Here is a 4225-nt window from a genome sequence, read left to right as displayed (position 1 = left end):
AAAGATTAAACATTCAAGAAAAATTCATCGAACAGCTGCTTACACTGATACTCGTTAAGATTAAAGCTTTTTAACGTCTTCGTTAGGTACTGCGCATTCGGCGCTGCGCTCTTGATGAGTGCCGCGCCACCTGTGACTGCTGCTTGCGTAGCCTTTCCGGATACCCGGTGCAGCTACGCAAGACTGCGTCCAGCGGACATTCCGCGGTGAGACTTGCTCGCAAGGCTCACGACGGGCCGTTACCGCCGTGGTTTCTTATTGTGTGTCTTAACGCTTCTTGCGGTTGGCAATGTGGATGGCGCCGCCATTCACCGCCAGAGCAGCTTCGTGCAAGGCTTCAGACAGGGTCGGATGGGAGAAAACCATCATGCCCAGGTCTTCAGCGCTGGTGCCGAATTCCATACCGATCGCGCCCTGCTGAACCAGTTCTGCAGCGCTCGGGCCAATCACGTGCACGCCCAATAATCGGTCAGTCTTGGCATCAGCGATGACCTTGACGAAACCACCGGTATCGTTGGCGGCCATGGCACGGCCGGAAGCGGCGAACGGGAAGGTGCCGACGTTAACTTCAACGCCTTCGGCTTTCAAGGCCTGCTCGGTTTTGCCAACCCACGCGATTTCCGGGTGAGTATAAATAACCGAAGGGATCAGGTCATAGTTCATCTGGGCTTTGTGGCCCTTGATGCGCTCGACAACCATGATGCCCTCTTCCGAAGCCTTGTGCGCCAGCATCATGCCGCGCACCACGTCGCCGATGGCGTAAACGCCCGGTACGGTGGTGGCGCAGTGATCGTCAACGTGCACGAAACCGCGCTCGTCCAGGGTCACGCCGCTGTCGGCAGCCATCAGATCAGTGGTCACCGGACGGCGACCAACGGCTACGATCAGCTTGTCGAAAGTAATGGTCTGTTCGCCGTTGGCATCGGTGTAGTTCACAACGACTTCGTCGCCGTTCACTTTCGAACCGGTTACGCGAGCGCCCAGCTTGATGTCCAGACCTTGCTTGGTCAGGGTTTTCAGCGCTTCCTTGGAAACAGCGGTGTCCGCTGCCATCAGGAAGGTGTCCAGTGCTTCCAGGACAACCACTTCGGAACCCAGACGCGACCACACCGAACCCAGTTCCAGACCGATCACGCCAGCGCCGATCACGCCCAGACGTTTAGGTACGGCCTGGAATTCCAGAGCGCCAGTCGAATCGACGATGACTTTCTGATCGACCGGAGCCGGTGGAATGTCGATCGGACGAGAACCAGGTGCCAGGATGACGTTTACGGCTTCGATGACTTCAACCGAGCCGTCAGGCTTGGTGACTTCGACTTTCTTGCCGGCCAGCAGCTTGCCGTGGCCCTGGATCGAAGTAACGCCGTTGGCCTTGAACAGGGTGGCAACGCCGCCGGTCAGGTTCTTGACGATGCCAGCCTTGCGGCCAACCATCGCTGCGACGTCCATTTTGACTTCGCCGGTCGAGATACCGTGAACGTTGAAGCTCTCTTTGGCTTCCTTGTACTTCGAGGAGCTGTCCAGCAGCGCCTTGGACGGAATGCAGCCGACGTTCAGGCAAGTACCGCCGAGGGCCTGTTTGCCTTCAGCGTCGGTGTACTTCTCGATGCAGGCAGTGGTGAGACCCAGCTGCGCGGCCTTGATGGCAGCTACATAGCCGCCAGGGCCGGCACCGATCACTACTACGTCAAATTTCTGCGACATTCAAAAAATCCTCTTTAGCGAAAAGCTTCAAGCCGCGCGCTCCAAGCCAAGCTGCCTTTTCTTGCAGCTTGAAACTTGAAGCTCGCAGCTGCTTCTATCAGATATCCAGCAACAGACGAGCCGGATCTTCCAGCAGGTTCTTGATGGTCACCAGGAAGGTCACAGCTTCTTTGCCATCGATCAGACGGTGATCGTAGGACAGTGCCAGGTACATCATCGGACGGATCACGACCTGACCGTTGATGGCCATAGGACGCTGGATGATGTTGTGCATGCCCAGAATCGCTGCCTGCGGCGGGTTGACGATCGGGGTCGACATCATCGAACCGAAGGTACCACCGTTGGTGATGGTGAAGGTACCGCCGGTCATCTCTTCCATCGACAGTTTGCCGTCACGGGCCTTCTTGCCGAACGTGGCGATGCCGCCTTCGATTTCAGCCAGGCTCATCAGCTCGGCGTTACGCAGAACCGGTACAACCAGGCCACGGTCGCTGGAAACCGCAACACCGATGTCGGCGTAGCCGTGGTAGACGATGTCCGCGCCGTCGATCGAAGCGTTGACCGCCGGGAAGCGTTTCAGCGCTTCGGTGGCCGCCTTGACGAAGAACGACATGAAGCCCAGGCGTACGCCGTTATGGGACTTCTCGAACAGGTCCTTGTACTTCGAACGCAGGGCCATGACTTCGGTCATGTCGACTTCGTTGAACGTGGTCAGCATCGCCATGTTCGACTGGGCTTCAACCAGACGCTCGGCAACCTTGGCACGCAGACGGGTCATCGGCACGCGTTTTTCAACGCGGTCGCCAGCGGCGAACACAGGAGCAGCAGCGGCTGGAGCAGCAGCCTTGGCAGGCGCGGCAGCCGGAGCGGCTTTCTTCGCGGCAACTGCAGCGACCACGTCTTCCTTGGTCACACGACCGCCTTTGCCGGTGCCGGCAACGGAAGCGATGTTGATGCCGTTCTCTTCAGCCAGCTTGCGCGCAGCCGGAGCAGCAACAGGATCGTCTTCGCCTTCGGCAGCAGCCGGGGCAGCGGCAGCTGCGGCCGGAGCAGCAGCGGCGGCTGGAGCAGCGGCAGCAGCACCACCTTCAGTGATGGAGCCCAGGACTTCGTCGGACAGAACGGTGTCGCCTTCGTTCTTGACGATTGCGCCCAGCACGCCGTCGGCGGTCGCCAGCACTTCCAGTACGACCTTGTCGGTTTCGATGTCGACGATCAGTTCGTCACGTTTGACGGCGTCGCCCGGTTTTTTGTGCCAGGTGGCAACGGTGCCATCGGCAACCGATTCCGGGAAAGTGGGGGCTTTGATCTCGATAGCCATTATCTGTGGTTCCTTAAATTCGGTTTCAGGTGCGCGAAGGCGTTAAACGGTAAACGCGTCTTGCAGCAGTTTTTCCTGCTGCTCGGCGTGCATCGATGCGTAACCACATGCTGGGGCAGCAGAAGCCTCACGGCCCGCGTACTCGAGTACGAGAGACTTGTTGAGGTTACCGATGCTGCGACGCAGGTGATGCTGGCTGCAGTACCAGGCACCCTGGTTCATCGGCTCTTCCTGACACCAAACGGCATGCTTGACGTTGGTATAAGGCGCCAGGACTTCTTTCAAGTCGTCCTCAGGGAATGGATACAGCTGCTCGATACGCACGATGGCGATATCGTCACGGCCTTCGGCACGACGTTTTTCCAGCAGGTCGTAGTAGACCTTGCCGCTGCACAGAACAACGCGCTCGACCTTTTTCGGGTCCAGGGCATCGATTTCCGGGATCACGGTCTGGAACGAACCTTCAGCCAGATCTTCCAGGGTCGAGACGGCCAGCTTGTGGCGCAGCAGCGACTTCGGCGTCAGCACTACCAGAGGTTTGCGCAGCGGGCGAATCACCTGACGGCGCAGCAAGTGGTAGATCTGGGCCGGGGTGGTCGGCATGCACACCTGAATGTTGTGCTCGGCGCACAGCTGCAGGTAACGCTCAAGACGTGCCGAGCTGTGCTCAGGACCCTGACCTTCGTAACCGTGCGGCAACAGCATGGTCAGACCGCAGTGACGGCCCCACTTGTGTTCGCCGCTGGTGATGAACTGGTCGATAACGACCTGTGCACCGTTGGCGAAGTCGCCGAACTGGGCTTCCCAGATCACCAGCGCGTTTGGCGTGGTGGTCGAGTAACCGTATTCGAAGGCCAGTACCGCTTCTTCCGAGAGGAACGAGTCGTACAGGTCAAAGCGTGGCTGACCGTCGTACAGGTTCTGCAGCGGAATGTAGGTGCCCGCGTCTTTCTGGTTGTGCAGCACAGCGTGACGGTGCGAGAACGTACCGCGGCCGATGTCCTGACCGGTCATGCGGATCGGGTGACCTTCGAACGCCAGGGTCGCGTACGCCATGGTTTCGGCATAACCCCAGTTGATCGGCAGGCCGCCGGCAAGACTGTGGCCACCGAAGACATCCTCAACCGCCTCCGCGCTCTCTCGGACGATGCGATCAATCGCAGCCTCGACGTGGGCAGCCCCAACTTGCGCACCAAACAC

At 59.1% G+C, this 4225-nt stretch carries 2 protein-coding genes and 1 pseudogene; all 3 read right to left on the bottom strand.

Annotated features, from left to right (window positions below; genetic code table 11):
• Positions 1 to 267: 267 nt before the first annotated feature.
• On the bottom strand, positions 268 to 1704 hold the full coding sequence (lpdA, locus tag ACIP8I_RS26925) for a dihydrolipoyl dehydrogenase (protein ID WP_400764895.1): 1437 nt from the start codon (positions 1702 to 1704) through the stop codon (positions 268 to 270).
• 97 nt (positions 1705 to 1801) lie between these two features.
• Positions 1802 to 3025, bottom strand: coding sequence for a 2-oxoglutarate dehydrogenase complex dihydrolipoyllysine-residue succinyltransferase (gene odhB, locus ACIP8I_RS26920; RefSeq protein WP_123586101.1), 1224 nt, complete (start codon positions 3023 to 3025; stop codon positions 1802 to 1804).
• A 42-nt stretch (positions 3026 to 3067) separates the two neighbouring features.
• Positions 3068 to 4225: pseudogene (locus ACIP8I_RS26915) on the bottom strand (2-oxoglutarate dehydrogenase E1 component); the annotation flags it as partial.

The organism is Pseudomonas sp. NPDC088414 (genome assembly GCF_044753325.1).
Classification (GTDB): Bacteria; Pseudomonadota; Gammaproteobacteria; order Pseudomonadales; family Pseudomonadaceae; genus Aquipseudomonas.
Note: the sequence above shows the minus strand (reverse complement) of the source record. Positions and strands in the feature narration are given on the sequence as shown.

Excerpts from the sequence above, each read along its gene's own strand:
- lpdA (WP_400764895.1), bottom strand. The coding sequence starts at position 1,704 with ATGTCGCAGAAATTTGACGTAGTAGTGATCGGTGCCGGCCCTGGCGGC.
- odhB (WP_123586101.1), bottom strand. The coding sequence starts at position 3,025 with ATGGCTATCGAGATCAAAGCCCCCACTTTCCCGGAATCGGTTGCCGAT.